General features: G+C 61.7%; 11 protein-coding genes and 2 pseudogenes. 3 read left to right on the top strand and 10 right to left on the bottom strand.

Annotation, left to right across the window (positions count from 1 at the left end):
* Nucleotides 1-8: 8 nt before the first annotated feature.
* The 5 genes and pseudogenes from ACIPSK_RS01230 to ACIPSK_RS01210 all read right to left on the bottom strand — a co-directional run bounded on the left by ACIPSK_RS01230 (nucleotide 9) and on the right by ACIPSK_RS01210 (nucleotide 6,022).
* Nucleotides 9-1,046, bottom strand: a complete 1,038-nt coding sequence (locus ACIPSK_RS01230; RefSeq protein ID WP_162115176.1) for a LacI family DNA-binding transcriptional regulator — start codon at nucleotides 1,044-1,046, stop codon at nucleotides 9-11.
* 74 nt (nucleotides 1,047-1,120) lie between these two features.
* Nucleotides 1,121-1,615 (bottom strand): annotated as a pseudogene (locus tag ACIPSK_RS01225) (LacI family DNA-binding transcriptional regulator); the annotation flags it as partial.
* Nucleotides 1,616-1,817: 202 nt separating this feature from the next.
* Entirely contained in the window at nucleotides 1,818-2,117 is a 300-nt protein-coding gene (locus ACIPSK_RS01220; protein WP_162115177.1) for a hypothetical protein, read from the bottom strand.
* 105 nt (nucleotides 2,118-2,222) lie between these two features.
* On the bottom strand, nucleotides 2,223-4,121 hold the full coding sequence (locus tag ACIPSK_RS01215; protein ID WP_162115178.1) for an ABC transporter ATP-binding protein: 1,899 nt from the start codon (nucleotides 4,119-4,121) through the stop codon (nucleotides 2,223-2,225).
* Nucleotides 4,122-4,213: 92 nt separating this feature from the next.
* On the bottom strand, nucleotides 4,214-6,022 hold the full coding sequence (locus ACIPSK_RS01210) for an ABC transporter ATP-binding protein (RefSeq protein ID WP_020486261.1): 1,809 nt from the start codon (nucleotides 6,020-6,022) through the stop codon (nucleotides 4,214-4,216).
* A gap of 551 nt (nucleotides 6,023-6,573) precedes the next feature.
* Between ACIPSK_RS01210 and ACIPSK_RS01205 the strand changes: the two genes are divergently transcribed.
* The gene (locus tag ACIPSK_RS01205; protein ID WP_170256466.1) at nucleotides 6,574-7,983 is read left to right on the top strand and encodes an FAD/NAD(P)-binding protein; all 1,410 of its coding nucleotides are present in this window, start codon (nucleotides 6,574-6,576) and stop codon (nucleotides 7,981-7,983) included.
* A gap of 68 nt (nucleotides 7,984-8,051) precedes the next feature.
* On the top strand, nucleotides 8,052-9,980 hold the full coding sequence (locus tag ACIPSK_RS01200) for a hybrid sensor histidine kinase/response regulator (RefSeq protein ID WP_162115180.1): 1,929 nt from the start codon (nucleotides 8,052-8,054) through the stop codon (nucleotides 9,978-9,980).
* 15 nt (nucleotides 9,981-9,995) lie between these two features.
* Here ACIPSK_RS01200 and ACIPSK_RS01195 read toward each other — a convergent pair.
* From ACIPSK_RS01195 to cyoA, 5 genes and pseudogenes are all read right to left on the bottom strand, one after another.
* A pseudogene (locus tag ACIPSK_RS01195) lies at nucleotides 9,996-10,810 on the bottom strand (SURF1 family protein).
* Nucleotides 10,807-11,208 carry a cytochrome o ubiquinol oxidase subunit IV gene (gene cyoD, locus ACIPSK_RS01190; RefSeq protein ID WP_017968191.1) on the bottom strand — a complete coding sequence of 134 codons (402 nt, stop codon included), beginning with the start codon at nucleotides 11,206-11,208 and terminating at the stop codon, nucleotides 10,807-10,809. Before cyoD ends, ACIPSK_RS01195 begins: the two are co-directional and overlap by 4 nt.
* A complete protein-coding gene (gene cyoC / locus ACIPSK_RS01185; RefSeq protein WP_130687604.1) occupies nucleotides 11,205-11,825 on the bottom strand; it encodes a cytochrome o ubiquinol oxidase subunit III in 621 nt (206 codons plus the stop codon). The genes cyoD and cyoC overlap by 4 nt, the downstream gene beginning before the upstream one ends.
* Before the next feature lie 5 nt (nucleotides 11,826-11,830).
* Nucleotides 11,831-13,834, bottom strand: a complete 2,004-nt coding sequence (gene cyoB, locus ACIPSK_RS01180; RefSeq protein ID WP_162115182.1) for a cytochrome o ubiquinol oxidase subunit I — start codon at nucleotides 13,832-13,834, stop codon at nucleotides 11,831-11,833.
* Between the two features lie 42 nt (nucleotides 13,835-13,876).
* Nucleotides 13,877-15,058, bottom strand: coding sequence for a ubiquinol oxidase subunit II (gene cyoA / locus ACIPSK_RS01175; RefSeq protein WP_017968194.1), 1,182 nt, complete (start codon nucleotides 15,056-15,058; stop codon nucleotides 13,877-13,879).
* A gap of 379 nt (nucleotides 15,059-15,437) precedes the next feature.
* Between cyoA and ACIPSK_RS01170 the strand changes: the two genes are divergently transcribed.
* Nucleotides 15,438-16,769: an MFS transporter gene (locus ACIPSK_RS01170; RefSeq protein WP_017968195.1), complete on the top strand. Its 1,332-nt coding sequence runs from the start codon at nucleotides 15,438-15,440 to the stop codon at nucleotides 16,767-16,769.
* Nucleotides 16,770-16,891: the final 122 nt, after the last annotated feature.

Here is a 16,891-nt window from a genome sequence, read left to right as displayed (position 1 = left end):
CGACGGCTTCAGGCCGTCAGCGTGAAAGCGTCGCTTTCGCCCGGAACGAGTTCCAGCGGCCAGATCCTGTTGCGGGCACCTTGCGGATAATGATCGGCATAGGCCGGCATTGTGGCGAGCAGGGTTTCGCCAAGCTGCGCGCCGAGATCGCGCAGCGACATGCGGAAGGAGGTCAGCGCCGGCTGCAGGAAAAGCGTCCGCGGCTCCTCGCGGAAACCGACGACGGCGAGGTCACGGCCGGGCACGACGCCGGCCTCGGCAAGCCGGCGGTAAAGTCCGATCGCCATTAGTTCATGGATCAGGATGATTGCAGTTGGCCGCTGCGCGATCATCAGCAATTCATGGCCGGCCTGATAACCGCCCTGTTCGCTCGACTTGACACGGATGACGAGGGCCGGGTCGTAGGGGATGCCGTGCCGTTGCAGTGCCTGGCGGTAGGCGTCAAAGAAGAGGTAGCCGAGATTGATGTCGGAGGAGGGGACAGCGACGGCGATCCGCCGGTGACCTTTGGCAACCAGCCGATCGACTCCGCGCGTCGCCACGCCCTCGAAATCGAGATCCACCCAGGTGTAGCTGCCGCCCGACGCGCTGCGGCCGAGCGCCACAAAGGGGATGCGGGCCTTTTCCAGGAGTTCGATGCGCCTGTCGGTGCGTCGTGTCGCAGAGATGATCAGCGCGTCGACAAGCCGGCGCGCCACCATGCGCTTCAGATATTCGTGCGGGTCCTCGTCGTCGGGGCAGGGCAGCATGACGAGATCGAGCTTGTGGCGGGAAAAGACGCTCTGCAGCCCGTCAGTGACGCCAAGGAAGAAATCGTCGCTGTTTTCAACCGTCTCGCGGCTCACCTCGAGCATCAGCCCGATGACGTTGGTCATGCCCTGGCGAAGGCTGCGGCCCGACTGGTTGGCGACGTAGCCGAGCTCCTCGGCGGCGGCGAGCACGCGCCGGCGCGTTTCGTCGTTGACGTCGGGCTTGCCGTTCAGCGCACGGGACACCGTTCCGATCGAAATGTCGAGATGCTCGGCGAGCTGGCGGATTCCCTTCATGTTCGACGATTTTCCTCCCCACCGGATCGCGTTTATCCTTTCTTGCCACAGGATGGCGCCTGCGAAAAGCCGGGGGAGGCATTAGGCTCTGAAGCTCTGGCGGATGACGAACTCCGGAATGACGCGTTCGTAACCTGGACGAGCGGCTGGCCATTTCGCTGCGCGAGTTCGAAGAAACTCGCCGGCGGCGAGCCGGACAGGATGATGGTCGCCTCGGCACGGTGGCCGATCAGCATTTTTTGGGCGGCGAGCAGCTCGTCTTCCGTCTGGCCGGTATTGATAAGCATCGAGATGCTGCCGCGTTTGATGAGCCGGGTCGCGACGATGCCGACCAGGCGGCTCTGATTGGCAAGCACGCCGCGCGCCAAGTCGTTGACGTGGTAGCCGAGTTCTTGCGCCGCCTGCAGCATCCTTTCGCGCGTTGCAGGCGCCACGCTCGGACCCGGCGTGAAGGTGCGCGACACGGCGGAGCGCGAAACTCCCGCCAATTGCGCCACCTGCTCGGCGCTGACGAAGCGCATGCATTGTTTCTTTGGCGTCTTGCCGCCGTTTAATGGACCATCATTCATCGGCTTCAGGTCGCCCCTAACAGCCGGATGACAGGCGGCCGAGGCAGCCAGAAATTTTTGCTGCGGAGAATGGCTGTGAACCAACCGCATTGGTCCGAGGCAGAACAATGGTCGTCATAAAGAAAAACCGAGGCTGCCGGATGCAGCCTCGGTTGAGGGGCAAAAATAAGCGGCGACCACAAATGGTCCCGGTTCGAGCCCGCTACTCGCAGACCCGCACGGTTTCGGTATGATAACCGCCGTCATAGCGATTGCGGACGTCGCGGTCCTCATACCAGCACCTCGGCGCCGGCTCGACATAGCGAGGGCCATCGACGTAGTAGCGCGGGCCGCTATTGGCGAGTGCGCCGCCGATCAGGCCGCCCACCACACCTGCGGCAACGCCGCCGGCGATGACTCGGCCAGTGTTGTTGTGGTGATGGTGGTCACGCGCGGCAGCAGGCTGGATAGCCGATCCAACAAGGGCCGTCGCGATCAACAGGCTGCTAATGATTCTCTTCATGACATTCTCCTCAGTGGCATTCGCCCCGGATAAAAGGGAAATGCGGCAGCAACGCGTTTGTTCGTTCAAACTTTGCAAAAGTGTTAATTCAAGTCATACACACCATCAAGTCGCCGACTGCGTCGCCGTCGTCTCCTCCAGCACGTCTTCGGGAATATCGTCGAAGGACGCATAGTTGAGGTTATAGAGCTTCGAATAGAGCTTGCCATTCTTCATCAGCTGTTGATGGTTCCCGCTTTCGATGATTTCGCCGTTCTGCAGCACGATGATGCGATCCGCCTCGCGGATCGTCGCGAGGCGATGGGCGATGACGAGGCCGGTGCGGTTTTCGAGCAGCTTCACCAGTGCCTTCTGGATCAGCATCTCGGTATAGCTGTCGATATTGGCGGTCGCTTCGTCGAGCACGAGGATCTTCGCATCCGCCACCAGCGCGCGGGCAAAGCTTAAAAGCTGGCGCTGGCCAAGCGAGAGATTGCCGCCGCGCTCGCCGAGAACGCTGTCGTAGCCCTCCGGCAGGCGCATGATGAACTCGTGCGCGCCAACGGCCTTCGCCGCCTCGATCACCTGTTCGCGCGTGGCCTCGCGCATGTGGTAGCGAATGTTCTCAAAGACCGTGCCGGTGAAGAGGAAGGGTTCCTGTAGCACCATGGCGATCTGAGCTCCGAGCGAATCCTGCGTCAGATCACGCACATCATGGCCACCGACCAGCACTTGGCCCTGCTGAACGTCGTAGAAGCGGTGGATCAGCGACATGCAGCTAGATTTGCCGGACCCCGTCGGCCCGACCAGCGCCACCGTCTCGCTGGGATTGACCTTGAAGCTGACGTGCTTCAGCACCGGATTTTTCGGATTGTAGCCGAAGACGACGTCTTTGAATTCCACCGAGCCGTCCATGTCGCGCGACAAGGCTTTGGCGCCAGGCGCGTCCTTGATGTCGACCGGCACGTCGAGCACTTCGGTCAGCCGTTGGCCAGACGCCATGGCGCGCTGCATCACCGAGTATTGCAGGGTCAGCGAACGGATCGGGTCGAAGAAACGCTGGATATAAAACAGGAAGGCGACAAGCACGCCGACATCGAGCGCCTGATTGAGAACGCGTGCGCCACCGACGACGATGACGAGCGCCATCGCTACGCCCGTCAGGCTGTCGACGATCGGCACCATCACCTGCGCATAACGCGCCGCCGTTAGATGCGTCTCGAGGTTGGCATGCGCCTTGTCGTCGTAGAGCGTGAAGTTGACGCCCTGCCTGTCCATGCTCTGGACGGCGCGCACGCCGTGGATCGCCTCGGCAAGCGCGCCGTTTGCGACCGAATTGGTCTCGTGCGCGGCCATGAAGGACTTGCGCGCCAGCGGCAACCAGAACAGCCGGACGATGAAGAGCACCGGCAGCACCGAGAGCGTCAGCAGCCCCAGCTTGAAGTCGAGATAGAGCATCACGAAGACGATGCCGAAGAGCAGCATGATGTCGCCGACGGAGAGCACCGAGGTCTCGAGGAATTCCTGCATCGAGTTGACGTCGCCCTGCAGGCGCGACATCAACCGTCCCACTTCGGTCTTGTCCATGAAGGAGAGCGAGACGCGCTGCAGATGCGAAAACATCGCCTTGCGGATATCGAAGAGCACGTCTTCCGCCACGCCGCCGACCAGGGTCTCCTGCGCGTAGCTCGCCGCATAGTTGATGAGGATGGCGATCGTGAAGGCGACGATCGACCAGATCAGCGCCGAAGCGTTGCCGCCCGGCGACATGCCGTGGTCGATGGCATAGCGGATGATTAGCGGGATGATCAGCTGCATCATCGTGAAGGTCAAAACGGCGACGACCGACCAGAGGACCTGCCGGCGATAGGGGCTGACGAAGACCCAGATGCGCTTGACGATGTTGCCGTCGAAGGCCTTGCCGAACATCTCCTCTTCGACGCGATGTGAACCGACGACTGCCCGTGGCGGGCGGCGTCCGTCCTCGCGAACGTCGGGACGCTCGGTTTCCAGTTCCTCGGCCATGTCATTCCTCCCGCGGCCAAACACTTCAGGTTGCCTGCATAGTCAGTATTTTGTCCGCTCTTCTCCCCGCTGGGGAGAAGAGGGAGTATGCGCTAGGCGCTTAAAGCCTCGTCGCCCGGTCGCACCTGAAGGTCGTAGAGCGCCTTGTAACGCCCGCCGAGCGAAAGCAGCGCCGCATGCGTGCCGCGTTCGACGATCCGGCCGTCTTCGACGAACAGGATCTGGTCGGCATGCATCAGCGAGCTCAGGCGGTGGGCAACGATGATGGTTACGCGGTCTGCGGCGTAGCGGCGCATGGCGCTGCGGATGCGCTGTTCGGTGGCCGCATCGATCGCCGCCGTCGAATCGTCGAACACCATCACCGCAGGTCTCAGCATCAGCGCGCGGGCGATCGAAAGTCGCTGCCGCTGGCCGCCGGAAAGCGAAACGCCGCGCTCGCCGACGACGGTGCCGTAACCTGTGGGCAGGCCGAGCACGTAGTTGTGCAGCTGGGCGCTTTCGCTGGCGCGCTCGATGCGGCCTTCCTTCGCCCACGGGTCGCCATAGGCGATGTTGTTCTCGATCGTCGTCGTGAACAGGAAGGAATCCTGCTGGACGACGGCCACCGTCCGGCGCAGCGATTGCAGCGTCGCCTTGCGGATGTCCTGTCCGTCGATCGTGACCTTGCCGCCGCTGACGTCGTAGAAGCGGGGAATGAGATGGGCGATCGTCGACTTGCCGCTGCCCGGAGGCCCGACAATGCCGATCGTCTGGCCGCGGCGGGCTTCAAAGGAGATATCCTGGAGCACGGTGCGCTTTTCGGAACCCGGATAGGCGAAGCTGACATTCTCGAAGCGCAACACGCCGTCGGTGAGGTTGAGCTCCTTCGCGTCCGGCGCATCCTTGATCGCGATGTCGAGGTCGAGAAGGGCAAAGAGCCGCGAGCCGCAAGTGGAGGCGCGGGCAAAGGCGTTGACCATCAGGCCGAGCTGGCGCACCGGCATCTGCAGGATGGTCATGAAGGTCAGGAACGAAGCCAGCGTGCCGACGGTGATCTCGCCCGACATCACCTTGCCGCCGCCGATCCAGAGCACCAGGCCCATCGCCGCGAAGAAGGAGAAGGTCATGGCGCTAGTATTGGTGACGCGGATGCCGACGCGCTGGTGTGCAAGCGCCAATGCGCTCTTCGACGCGGCCTCGAATTTCGAAATCTCGTGTTCGTGGGCGGCGAAAGCGCGCACGACGCGGATGCCGCCAAGATTCTCCTCCATGATGCGGGTCAGCACCGAAAGCCGCTCCTGCAGGTCGAGCCAGGTGGCACGTAGCCTGAGCTGCGTCACCGAGGAGCGCCAGCCGACGAAGGGCACGAAGCTTAGCGCCAGAAGGCCGAGCACGACATCGGTCGACAGCAGCATATAGGCGCCGATGCCGATCAGGATCGACAGCAGGATCATCCGGACGAGCGCCGTGGAAAAATACATGCGCACGCCTTCGAGATCGAGCAGCCCGACGGTGATCAGGTCGCCGGAATGCACGGTGTCGTGAAAGCTGAAAGAGAGACGCTGGATTTTCTCGTAGCAGGCCAGCCGCAGCTCGTAGCCGATGTGATGGCCGACGGCTTCGCTGTAATAGTTCTGGACCATGGTGAAGAGGCCGCGCAGCACGCTGGCGCCAAGCAGCAGTAGCGCCGTGGTCAGAAGCGCGTCCTGTGCCACCTGGCCCGCCGCACCGCCGCTCATCGCCATCTGCGTGTGGTCGACGGCCCGGCCGAGAAGGCGCGGGATCATCAGCTGGAAGGTGGAGGCAACAAGTGTGGCGCCGATCGCAAAGCCGGATTGCCAGGGGTGGCGGAAGGCCATCATGGTGATACGCACCAATGTGAAGAGGCCTCGGCCCCAGCCTGCCGCAGTTGCAAGCGCCATCGAAGCCGAAGGCTTCGTCGCGCGTATTAACGCATCGCTGCTCACGGTATTTTTCCAATAGATGTGTGGTCGGACGCTGGCCCGAAAAGACGGCAAATCCATGAAGGGGATTGATAGCGCCTTCACTTTTGCCGATTCCATTTGAGGGTTCAAGTAAAGAATTCACCAGTTGGTTATTTTTACGTGAGGTCTCCTCGCATCCCCGGCGGGAGCAATCTTCCCAACGGCCAATCCCGGCAGCCTGGGGTGCAAAGGTCGGTCATATTTTCGCAGATTGCCTATAAATTACTTTGTATTTCAATAGCGTAAAAAAACGGCAACAAACCTCTTGCCACCTGCGCCATTTGGCGCTTTCATACACTACTAGTTTGATAGACTATGGACGAGCGTGATTGCTCCCCTAGTTCTCTTGCGGGACCGCTGGTTCGGACCCCGATGCCGCGGCAGATGTTGTGAATGGCCGCATGAACCTCATCAACGCGTGAACCGCTGTTTTATGCGTTGAAACCTCGATCGACCCACGGTGCGGATGAAGCCGCAAAGGAGTTGCGATGACGGTTCAGGGACTTTTTTCCGCGAGGGCCAATGCGACGGCGCAGATATCAGCCGTACCACGCATTGCGATCGTCGGGCGGGGCTTTTCCGGCATGATGACGGCCATCGCGCTGATGAAGACGGTGCGCGCGCCCTTCCACCTGCAGCTGTTCGATCCGAATTCGTCGGTCAGCGGTGGGCAGGCGCTGGCCTCAGTCCGCTCCTCGACGATCCTCAACACCCGCGTGCGGGACCTCTCGGTCTCGGTCGGCGACAATGACGATTTCAACGACTGGCTTTGCAGCAACGCCGCCTTCCGCGCCGCCGTGCCGGCCGCCATCCCCGGATTCCGGCAGATCTTCGTGCCGAAGGAAATCTTCAGCGATTATGTCTACCAGCGCTTTTCGGAAGCACTGGCCGCGCGCAGGGACATTACCGTCCAGGTCTGCAACGATCCGGTCGTGGCGATCCGCAGGAGCCACGGCAACCGCTTCCTGCTCGAAAGCGCCAATCCCGCCAATCCGTTGTTCGATACCGTGATCCTCGCCACCGGCTACGGCTTGGCTGCGCCGAATGCCGGCGGTGAGGATGCTTCGCCGGTCAGAGCCCAGCGCCTCGTCGCGCGGCCGCATGCGGTGTTGCTCGGCAGCGGCATCCGCGTCGTCGACCAGCTGCTGCAGCTGCGCGATTCCGGTTATACCGGCCAGGTGACGATCATTTCAAGGCGCGGCTTCCTGCCCCAGAGCCATACGCCGAATTCCGCCGATCCGGTGTTCCCGGCCGAAACGCTGCCGCAGAGCCTGCCGGAGATCGTGCGCTTCATCCGTGAAGCCTGTCGCGAGGCGGAGGAGGCGGGGCGAAGCTGGCAATCGGTAATGAACGGCCTGAGGAAACATGCCCGCTCGCTCTGGCGCTCGCTGCCGGCCCGCGACAAACATCAGTTCAACCGGCACCTCAGGGCAATCTACGACAGCCATCGCAACCGCCTGCCGGAAGCCATGCACCTGCGTCTGAAACGTGAGCTCGCCGAAGGCCGCACGGTGCTGCGCCGCGGCCGGGCCGGCCGCGGCGCAGCACCGTGCGGCCTGTTCTTCACGCCGGCCGGGTCCGCCGCCGAGGAGATCATTCATGCCGAGCGCATCATCGATTGCCGCTGTCAGGCGCCGGATCTTTCAGCGCCGCTGATGCAAAGCCTGCTTTCCGCCGGCCTTGCCATGCCGGACGAACTCTCGCTCGGGCTAGCCGTCAATGCGCGCGGCGAGCCCTTCCTCGAGGACGGTTCGACGGTCGCCGGACTCTTTGCCGTCGGCCCGCTCGGCCTCGGCAGCCTGCCAGATATCGATCTGGTGCCCGAGATCGTCTCGCAGGCCTATGCCGTTGCCGAGCGCGTCGGCGAACGGTTCTATCCAAGGGTCAAGGCCGTCTGAAAATCTGGAGCTGTTTCGGAACCATCTGGCTGCCTCGGCGTTAAAGCGCTGGTGACTCAGAGGGGCCGATGGAATTGCTGAATCGACATGACACGTCTCTTGACGAAGGGGGACGCTTTCGCCTTCTGGTCGATGCCATCACCGACTACGCTATCTATATGCTGAGCCCCGAAGGCATCGTCACCAGCTGGAATACCGGCGCCCAGCGCTTCAAAGGTTACCAGCCTTCCGAAATTCTCGGTGAGCATTTTTCCCGTTTCTATCTGGAAGAGGACCGCGCCGCGGGTGCACCAGCGCGCGCGCTTGCCACGGCATCGGAGGACGGCCGGTTCGAGGGGGAAGGCTGGCGCCAGCGCAAGGATGGCAGTCGCTTCTGGGCGCATGTGGTCATCGATCCGATCCGCCGCCCCTCCGGCGAACTTATCGGCTATGCCAAGATCACCCGCGACCTGACCGAACGCATGGCTGCCGAAAAGGCGATCCGCCAGAGCGAGGAACAGTTCCGCCGGCTCGTCCAGGGCGTCTCGGACTATGCGATCTACATGCTCGATCCCGACGGCAATGTCAGCAGCTGGAATTTCGGCGCCGAGCGGATCAAGGGCTATCGGCCGCAAGAAATCATCGGCAGGCATTTCTCAACCTTCTATACCCCCGAGGACCGCGAATCCGGCCTGCCGGAGATCGCGCTCGGCCTCGCGCGTACCGAGGGCCGGTTCGAGAGGGAAGGTTGGCGCGTCCGCAAGGACGGCACCCGTTTCTGGGCCAGCGTCGTCATCGACGCCATCCGGGACGACGAAGGCGATGTGATCGGTTTTGCCAAGATCACCCGCGATATCACCGAGAAGATGGAGACCCAGCGGGCCCTGGAGCAGGCTCGCGAAGAGCTCTTCCAGTCGCAGAAGATGGAGGCGATCGGTCAATTGACCGGCGGTATCGCCCATGATTTCAACAATCTGCTGATGGCTGTCCTCGGCAGTCTCGAAATCCTGAAGAAACGCATGCCGCAGGATCTCTCGCTGACATCGTTGGTCGACAATGCCATGCAGGGCGCCCAGCGGGGTGCGGCGCTGACGCAACGCATGCTGGCCTTTTCCCGCCGGCAGGAACTGCACATGGAGCCGATCGACGTCTCCGGCCTGATCCGCGGCATGATGGATATGCTGAGCCGTTCGCTCGGCCCGCTGACCGTGATCGAGACCTCTTTCCCCGTCAGGCTGCCGACGATCCTGACCGATCCGAACCAGCTGGAGATGGCGATCCTGAACCTCGTCGTCAACGCCCGCGACGCCATGCCGTCCGGCGGCCGGATCGTGCTTCGCGCTTCCGAAGAGTCGCTGCCGTCAGGCAAGGGTCCGCTGTCGCCCGGCCGTTATGTCCGTATCGCAGTGATCGACGAAGGCGAGGGCATGGACGCAAAAACGCTGGAGCAGGCCGTCACGCCGTTCTTCACCACCAAGGGGGTAGGCAAGGGCACCGGGCTTGGCCTTTCCATGGTCCAGGGCCTTGCATCCCAGTCCGGCGGCCGCCTCACGATGAAGAGCAGCCTCGGCGAAGGCACGACAGCCGAATTGTGGTTCCCGGTCGCGATGATGAAAAAGGGGACCGAGGCAACCGCCGACCGGCCGTTACCGGTGGAAAATGCGCCGCGCCGGCTGCGCATCGTCGCCGTCGACGACGATGGTCTGGTCCTGATGAATACGACGCTGATGCTGGAGGATCTCGGCCATACGGTATTCGAGGCGATGGCGGGTCCCGAGGCGCTCGACATCCTGCGCAAACAACAGATCGACCTGGTAATCTGCGACCATGCCATGCCGCGCATGACGGGGGCGCAGCTCGCCGAGGCGATCCGCAGCGAATGGCCCGAGATGCCGATCATTCTCGCAACCGGTTACGCCGAAGTTCCTGAAGGGGCCGGCATCGCCAATCTGCCCCGCCTCGGCAAACCCTTCTCACAGGCGCAGCTCGCCGAGGCGATCAGCCGGGTTGCTTCATAAGGATCGCCGACGAGGTTAAGGCCTTGGCCGAACCCGGCTCCCCCTCTCGCCGCGAAGAATGAACACCAGCAATCCCAGCACCATTGCCACCAGCCCGTACCAGGTGATCGCGTAGATGAGATGGTTGTTGGGGAACTCGATGATCGTGAGGCCGCCGACAGGCAGACCGCCGGGGTTGGCACTGGCATCGGCATCGATGAAATAGGGCGCGGCTGCACTGACGCCGCGCTTTTCAGCGATCGCTGTGACATCGCGCGAATACCAGCGGTCGGCGGCGGCGTCATTGGATTGCAGCAGCGATCCCTTCGGCTCCGTCATCCGCAGTAGCCCGGTGATCTCGATAGGGCCTGACAATTCGCCCTCGCGGCGCGAGGCCTGGTCGCGCCGGTCGGTCGGCACGAAGCCGCGATTGACGAGGATTGATGTCCCGTCGGCAAGCGTCAGCGGCGCCATCACCCAATAACCTGGACCGAGCATCGTGGAGGCATAGACCAGCGTCTCCTTGTCGTTGGCCAGCGTCCCCACTGCGGTCACCCGCCGATATTCGTCATCAGTGGCGTTGACCTTGTTCCAGTCGGCGCGTGCCGGGGCCGGCACGGGTGGCGCATGCACACGCTGGTCGACGCGGGCGATGAGGTCGCGTTTCCAGGCTAGGCGCTCAACCTGCCAGGTGCCGAGTGCGGCGAGTGCCGCGGCAAGTAGCATCACGCAGGCGGCGAAGATCGCGCGTTTGAACTGATAACGCCGTCTTTCCGATTTTTCCGAGTGAGCCTCGCTCATGAGCTGACCCGCTGCGGGCGGCGTTGCCGCCGCCCCTTCTTCCTAGTCACGGCATGTTCTTCATCATCTCGGGGCTCATCGGCATCATGTTGGTGTTGAGATGATGCATGACCCAGAGCGAGCCGGAGAGCGCGATGGCGACGATGATCAGGGTGAAGATCAGCGCCATGATCGTCCAGCCGCCCTCGCTCCTGGTATTCATATGCAGGAAGAAGACCATGTGGACGACGATCTGGATCGCGCCGAGGCCCATCACCAGCACCGCCGTCACCGCCGGGTTTTCGAAGACGCCTGACATGACCAGCCAGAAGGGAATGGCAGTCAGGATGACGGAGAGCACGAAGCCCGTCATGTAGCTGCGGAACGTGCCATGGCCGGCTTGATGGCCGTGGCTGTGGCCGTGGTGGGCCTCGTGGGCATCCTCATGTGCAGGTGCTTGCGAACTCATCCGACAACTCCCAGCAGATAGACGAAGGAAAAGACGCCGATCCAGACGACGTCGAGGAAGTGCCAGAACATCGATAGGCACATCAGGCGGCGGCGGTTGGCCTCGATCAGTCCGTGCATCGACACCTGTACCATCAGCGTGATCAGCCAGATGATGCCGAAGGTGACGTGCAGCCCGTGGGTGCCGACCAGGGTGAAGAAGGAGGAGAGGAAGGCGCTGCGCGTCGGCCCGGCGCCTTCGTGGATCAGGTGGATGAACTCGTAGAGTTCGAGCCCGATGAAAGCTGCGCCGAACAAGCCGGTCACAGCAAGCCAGAACAGCGTTTCCGCCTTTGCATTCCGCTCCATCTGCAGCATGGCGAAGCCGTAGGTGATCGAGGAGAACAGCAGCATCGAGGTGTTGAGGGCAACGATCGGCAGATCGAAGAGATCGGCCGGCGACGGACCAGCGGCATAGTTGCGGCCGAGCACCCCGTGTGTTGCAAACAGCACCGCGAAGATCAGGCAGTCGCTCATCAGGTAGAGCCAGAAGCCGAGATTGGTGCTGTTTTCCGGATGATGATCTTCCGTCAGGTAGAATTCAGGCTTTTCGGCCGTGTCGATAGTCTGATCGCTCATGGTCATCACACCTGCTCGGCAAGCAACGCGGTGCGCTTGCCTTCCGTTTCGGTCACCTCTTCGGCGGGGATGTAGAAGTCGCGTCTGTAGTTGAAGGTGTGGCCGATCGCCACAGAGAGCATGGCGACGACGGAAACGACCACCAGCCACCACATGTACCAGATCAGGCCGAAGGCGAGGGCGATGCTGATGGCCGAGAGGATCGCGCCGGTGCCGGTGTTCTTCGGCATGTGGATCGGCCGGAAGCCTTCCAGCGGACGCGCATAACCGCGGTTCTTCATGTCGTACCAGCCGTCATGATCGTGCACCACAGGCGTCAAGGCGAAGTTGTATTCCGGTGGCGGCGAGGAGGTCGACCATTCCAGCGTGCGGCCGTCCCAGGGATCGCCGCTGTCGTCGCGCAATTCCTCGCGCTTCATGAAGCTGACCACGATCTGGATCAGGAAGGCGGCAATGCCAAGCGCGATCAGGCCGACGCCGAAGGCGGCGATGATGAACCAGATCTGTATCGACGGGTCCTCGAACTGGCTCATGCGGCGGGTGACGCCCATCAGGCCCAGCACGTAGAGCGGCATGAAGGCGAACCAGAAGCCGATTTGCCAGAACCAGAAGCTCATCTTGCCCCAGAAGGCGTCGAGCTTGAAGCCGAAGGCTTTCGGGAACCAGTAGTTCACGCCGGCGAACATACCGAAGAGAACGCCGCCGATGATGACGTTGTGGAAGTGGGCGATGAGGAACAACGAATTGTGCAGCACGAAGTCGGCCGGCGGCACGGCAAGCATGACGCCGGTCATGCCGCCGATGACGAAGGTCACCATGAAGCCGACCGTCCACAGCATCGGCACCTCAAAGCGGATGCGGCCGCGATACATGGTGAAGAGCCAGTTGAAAATCTTGGCCCCGGTCGGGATCGAGATGATCATCGTGGTGATGCCGAAGAAGGAATTGACGCTGGCGCCCGAGCCCATCGTGAAGAAGTGGTGCAGCCAGACGATGTAGGAAAGAATCATGATCACGCAGGTTGCGTAGACCATCGAGGCGTAGCCGAAGAGGCGTTTGCCGGAGAAGGTGGCGACGACTTCCGAGAAGATGCCGAAGGCCGGCAGCACGAGAATGTAGACCTCCGGATGACCCCAGATCCAGATAAGGTTGATGTACATCATCGGATTGCCGCCGAGGTCATTGGTAAAGAAGTTCGTGCCGGCGTAGCGGTCGAGTGACAGCAGCGCGAGCGTGGCCGTCAGGATGGGGAAGGAGGCGACGATCAGCACGTTGGTGCAGAGTGCCGTCCAGGTGAAGACCGGCATCTTCATGAAGGTCATGCCCGGAGCACGCATCTTGACGATCGTTGCGATCAGGTTGATGCCCGAAAGCGTCGTTCCCACCCCGGCCACCTGCAGGCCCCAGATATAATAGTCGACGCCGACGCCTGGACTGTAGGCAGCGCCCGACAGTGGCGGGTAGGCGAGCCAGCCGGTCTGGGCGAATTCGCCGATGAACAGCGACAGCATGATGATGATCGCGCCGGCGGTAGTCATCCAGAAAGAGAAGTTGTTCAGGAAGGGGAAGGAGACGTCGCGCGCGCCGATCTGCAGGGGCACCACGAAATTCATCAAGCCGGTGACGAAGGGCATCGCCACGAAGAAGATCATGATGACGCCGTGCGCGGTGAAGATCTGATCGTAATGGTGCGGCGGCAGATAGCCCTCCGAACCGTTGAAGGCGATCGCCTGCTGGACACGCATCAGGATCGCGTCGGAGAAACCGCGCAACAGCATGATGACCGCCAGGATCACATACATGATGCCGATCTTCTTGTGATCGACGCTGCAGATCCAGTCCCGCCAGAGCGGACCCCAGAACTTGAAATAGGTGATGGCGCCGAGCACGGCAAGACCGCCGATGATGACGCCAAGGAAGGTCACGACCAGGATCGGCTCGTGATAGGGGATGGCATCGAGGGTCAACCGGCCGAAGACGAACTTCAGGAGGTCAGGATTGGAAAACATGGAACAACCCGTTCATTATGTCTCGCGACGCAAAGCGCCAGGTTAATTGTTGTTGTTGAGCTGCGCCGGCGCCGGATCGGCGCCATTGCTCATGCCCGGCATGGAATGACCCTCATGCTGCATGTCCATTTCAGGCATACCGGGCATGCCAGGCATGTCGTGCTGCATGCCGCCATCGGTGCTCTTGGGCGGCTCAACTTGTGCCGGAACACCCGTTGCCGGCACGGTAGCCCCGTGCTCGACGACACCTCCGCCGGCGTGACGGCCGTCATATCGCAGCTTCTCGCGGTTCTCCGCACTTTCCTTGCCGCCGCCCCCCATCATGTCGATGTGCATCATCTCGTTCATGCACATCTTGCCTGGCGTGGCGCACAGGTTGAGGATGGCGTTGTAAAGGTCGGCATCGGTGCCGGCATAATAACGCACCGGTTCCTTCTCGCTCGGCTTTTCGAGCTTCAGATAGGCGTCGCGGTTGAGCATGGTGCCCTGCTGCTTGACCTGCGCCACCCATTGGTCAAATCCCTCTTGGGTGAGACCGTGGAACTTGAAGCGCATGTGCGAGAAGCCGGCGCCGCTGTAATTGGCGGAGAAGCCCTCGTATTCGCCTTCCCTGTTGATGACGGCGTGCAGCTTCGTCTCCATGCCCGGCATGGCATAGATCTGGCCGGCAAGGGCGGGGATATAGAAGGAGTTCATCACCGAGGAGGCGGTGATCTTGAAATTGATCGGCCTGTCCACTGGGGCAGCGAGTTCATTGACGGTGGCAATGCCGAGTTCGGGATAGAAGAACAGCCACTTCCAGTCGAGCGCTACGACCTCGACGTTCAACGGCTTGGTATCGGCCGGAATGGCCCGCTCCGCATCGAGGCGGTCGAGCGGGCGGTAGGGATCGAGCTTATGGGTGGAAATCCAGGTGACGGCGCCGAGCGCGATGATGATCGCCAGCGGTGCTGCCCAGATCACGATTTCGAGACGGGTCGAATGGTGCCATTCCGGCGCGTAGGTTGCAGCCGTATTGGAGCGGCGATAGCGCCAGGCGAAGAACAGCGTGAGGAAGATCACCGGTATGATGATCAAAAGCATCAGCACCGTCGAGATGACGATGAGATCGCGCTGTTGCATGGCGATGTCGCCGGAAGGCGCCATGACCACCATGTTGCATCCTGCCAGGAAAAGCAGCGGCAAGACGGATAGAAGGCGGGAAAACTTCATGAGTTTTAGCACGTCTCTAAGCTCTTGTTGTTTCGTTCGTTCCGCGACTAACGCACTGGACCCGATAGCGACATGAGGTGTTTGGTCGCAGCGCAGCAATCATGCCGCACTGCGGCAAGAATCATGTCGCACTACAGCTTTGAAATCCTGATGAACTCAAGAAGGATTCTTCCGCCAGCGCATGTTTCCAAGCAATATATCCGCCAGAACCGGGCAGGCCAGCATCCCGTCGGAAAATCGCGGTCCGGATCACGCTGTTTTTTCCGTTCACGCCTCATTTTGAGCCGCCATGATGAACTATTTACGTCTTATGGACTTGATAAGCCTGCAGGTTTGATCAAGATCAGGTTGAGGCGCCTTGGCGAAAGCGCTTCAACGAGGGAGGCGTTTCATGGCTACAACATCGCATTACGGACCGTCATCGTCGTCGCTGGAACGCGACGCGCGGCGCATTCACGACGACAAGCCGGTTTCGCCGGGCAGCATCGCCATCGGCGTGGTGATCGGCCGCATGTCGGAATTCTTCGATTTCTTCGTCTACGGTCTCGCCTCGGTCCTGGTCTTTCCGCAGCTGATCTTCCCTTTCGCGCCGGACAGGCTGACGGGAACGCTTTATTCCTTCGCCATCTTCTCGCTGGCCTTCCTGGCCCGCCCGGTCGGCTCCGTCGTCTTCATGACGATCGACCGGCTGTACGGCCGCGGCACGAAGCTGACGATCGCGCTCTTCCTGCTCGGCGGCTCCACGGCCTCAATCGCCTTCCTGCCGGGTTACGACGAGATCGGCGTCTGGTCGATCGCGTTGCTGGCGCTCTTTCGTCTCGGCCAGGGCTTCGCGCTCGGCGGCGCCTGGGACGGCCTTGCCTCGCTGCTCGCGCTCAATGCGCCGGCCAAGCACCGCGGCTGGTATGCGATGATACCGCAGCTCGGCGCGCCGATCGGCTTTGCGCTGGCGAGTACCCTGTTCGGTTATTTCGTCGCCAATCTTTCCAGTGAGGATTTCCTCTCCTGGGGCTGGCGTTATCCCTTCTTCGTCGCCTTCGCGATCAATGTCGTGGCGCTGTTTGCGCGTTTGCGCCTGGTCATGACCAAGGAATTCGGCACGCTGCTGGAACAGCACGAGCTGGAAGCAGCCCCCATCCTCGACGTGCTGCGCGTCCATGGCCGTGACATCCTGATCGGCGCCTTCGTGCCGCTGGCAAGTTTTGCCATGTTCCACCTCGTCACCATTTTCCCGCTCGGCTGGATGAGCCTTTACGGCAACCAGCCGATCGGCGCCTTCATGGTGGTGCAGGTGGTCGGCGCCATGGTCGGCATTGTCACCATTATCGCCTCGGGCTTGATTGCCGACCGTATCGGCCGACGCGCCCAGCTTGCCATCTGCGCCGTCATCATCGCTATCTTCAGCTTCGTCGGGCCGATCCTGATCGCGTCCGGCAACAGTGGTCATGACGCTTTCGTTATCATCGGCTTCGGCGTGCTCGGCCTTTCCTTCGGCCAGGCGACGGGCTCGATCTCGTCGCGCTTCGGCCGCGGTTACCGCTATACGGGCGCCGCCTTCACCTCGGACCTCGCCTGGCTGATCGGCGCGGGTTTTGCGCCGCTGGTGGCGCTCAGCCTTTCCAGCCGCTTCGGCCTGACTTTCGTCGGCTACTACCTGCTGTCCGGCGCCATCTGCACGCTTGCGGCCCTCGCCTTCAGCAGGGCGCTGGAGCAGCGCGAATAGGTGGACTTGAACGCATGGGGGCCTGCATGGGAAACCATGCAGGCTTTCGTCTTCGGGCAGCGCAATTTCAATTATTGAATGCATTGCAATCTATAATTAAATGCATATTCTTGTCGGCCTGA

The sequence above is a fragment of the Rhizobium sp. LARHSG275 genome, assembly GCF_052871115.1.
The sequence above is the reverse complement of the archived record's forward strand: the minus strand, read 5'-3'. Positions and strand labels throughout refer to the sequence as shown.

Coding starts and splice junctions, on each gene's coding strand:
- ACIPSK_RS01230 (WP_162115176.1), bottom strand. CDS start 1,046: ATGAAGGGAATCCGCCAGCTCGCCGAGCATCTCGACATTTCGATCGGA.
- ACIPSK_RS01220 (WP_162115177.1), bottom strand. CDS start 2,117: ATGAAGAGAATCATTAGCAGCCTGTTGATCGCGACGGCCCTTGTTGGA.
- ACIPSK_RS01215 (WP_162115178.1), bottom strand. CDS start 4,121: ATGGCCGAGGAACTGGAAACCGAGCGTCCCGACGTTCGCGAGGACGGA.
- ACIPSK_RS01210 (WP_020486261.1), bottom strand. CDS start 6,022: ATGGCGCTTGCAACTGCGGCAGGCTGGGGCCGAGGCCTCTTCACATTG.
- ACIPSK_RS01205 (WP_170256466.1), top strand. CDS start 6,574: ATGACGGTTCAGGGACTTTTTTCCGCGAGGGCCAATGCGACGGCGCAG.
- ACIPSK_RS01200 (WP_162115180.1), top strand. CDS start 8,052: ATGGAATTGCTGAATCGACATGACACGTCTCTTGACGAAGGGGGACGC.
- cyoD (WP_017968191.1), bottom strand. CDS start 11,208: ATGAGTTCGCAAGCACCTGCACATGAGGATGCCCACGAGGCCCACCAC.
- cyoC (WP_130687604.1), bottom strand. CDS start 11,825: ATGAGCGATCAGACTATCGACACGGCCGAAAAGCCTGAATTCTACCTG.
- cyoB (WP_162115182.1), bottom strand. CDS start 13,834: ATGTTTTCCAATCCTGACCTCCTGAAGTTCGTCTTCGGCCGGTTGACC.
- ACIPSK_RS01170 (WP_017968195.1), top strand. CDS start 15,438: ATGGCTACAACATCGCATTACGGACCGTCATCGTCGTCGCTGGAACGC.